The organism is Pseudomonas sp. PICF141, assembly GCF_002286815.1.
In the GTDB taxonomy this organism is placed as follows: Bacteria; Pseudomonadota; Gammaproteobacteria; order Pseudomonadales; family Pseudomonadaceae; genus Aquipseudomonas.
Genome location: NZ_MUNM01000080.1, coordinates 1 through 1660 on the forward strand (window position 1 = coordinate 1; position 1660 = coordinate 1660).

1 protein-coding gene and 1 pseudogene are annotated in these 1660 nt (G+C 45.9%); both read right to left on the minus strand.

Going from position 1 to position 1660, the window contains the following annotated elements; genetic code table 11:
• Positions 1-840, minus strand: an 840-nt coding sequence (locus BZL43_RS23975) for a PoNe immunity protein domain-containing protein (protein ID WP_177409352.1), incomplete at its 3' end; no start/stop codon positions are given.
• 4 nt (positions 841-844) lie between these two features.
• Positions 845-1660, minus strand: a pseudogene (locus BZL43_RS23980) (hypothetical protein); the annotation flags it as partial.

Here is a 1660-nt window from a genome sequence, read left to right on the forward strand (position 1 = left end):
AGCCGGGCTGAACCAATAGCCCGTTTTGCTGCAGGCTTCGCCAGCAACAATACGATTAATCTGGGAACCAATATCACCCTTATAGTTTCGAGCGTACTCGACCAATGCTTTCGGATACACCATATGGTCTATTTTGCTGTCATCTATGCCATACAAGAAGGCAACTGCACCAGCTTCAAAGGCCCAGTAACCCACGTAAATTCCTTCATCCCCTTGAAGGTGAGTGTCGTGCCAAGGAGCTTGCTTGAAGGCTGGATACCATTGTTGGCAATATTTTTTCAGAAGTTTTGGTTGCTCTTCTTTGTCATCGCTATAAATTGCTTGAATAAGTAACGTGTATACGTCGTGATACCATTCATCTACATCGTGCCGATTAGGCATCACCTTGTTCAGTAAGGCCTCATAAAGCGTATCGTCACTCGCATATCCTGCGCCATCAATGAGCTTGACAAAGCGTGGGAGTAAGTCGGTCCGGTGTAAAAGTATACACAGGCTGATCACCTGGACTGCTTCTTCATATTGGTTTGGCCCGTCGTCTATTGCCAGTGGCGATATATTCGGGATGCCCTGATATTCGGCCAGGGCTTTTTGGCGGATTTCGTACTTTTTCACTAGTTCCTCAAGGAGAGGAATAAGGGTCTCTATATTCTCACCGGCAGTGTAGGTGGCAAGTAACTTGTCTAAAGAGAGTGTCTGAAAATATTTGGCGCGCTGAGAGGCTTCCTCTAAAGCAGAGTCAGATTTGAATTTGTTTACTTTAAAGAATTCGATTAACTCGTCATGTTCTCTGAGGAAATTCTCATAATGTTTTTGGCTGAAAAATTTTTGCCGTATATTCATAGTGTCATGCCTCAATCTTTAAAGTATTCAATGCGCCATGCTTTTTGGTCAAAGACTTTTTGCGCTTATTCACAAACGCTTTAACCTCTGTCTCATTGTAATGAAAGGCTTTGTGAATGTGGTGCTCGCTTTCATTTGCATTATTTATTCTGGCCTCAGCATGCTCTTTAGGGCTGGAGCTCGGGTGGTAGAGTGGGGAATAAAATAAATGTCGACTGTAAGACGCTTCTACTTGGGCGGCGAGTATTCGATTGCCGACCGCTTTTTGAAGATTACTTAGTATCCATTCCACGCTCATCTGTACGAGTACGTCTTTGGATTTAGTAGTACTGGTTTTTGAGCTTTTGGAAGGTAGTTTTTTTGATCTGCCGGTGTTCTTGGTGCTTGGGCTATTTTTACTACTGGCATCTTGCTCGCTTTCGATGGGTTCAAGCAGCGTGCTTGGATCGCCCAATCCTGATACACCTAACTTAGAGCCAACACCAGGTTTGCGCATGTTGTTCAGTTTACGCATGAATTTTGGCGCATCCTCGTCACGGCTTGCCTTAGCCTCAACAATGGCAAATTTCTCGCCTCCATTGTTGGAAGGGTTGGCTCGCCAAACTGCATCTATCCCCGTTCCATTTGCGCCATCAGACAGTTTGTAGAGAACGTGTTTTGCCTTGGGGCTTCCACCTGCGGAGAGTTTCCCCGTTTTACTCGCACTAGGTACACCCTCCAACCACTTCCCATCCGCCCCCTTATCATGCCCATCCCAATCCTTACCCCAACCAAACTCCACCGCGCAGATGTAATCGGCAATATGCTCCCCACTAACCCC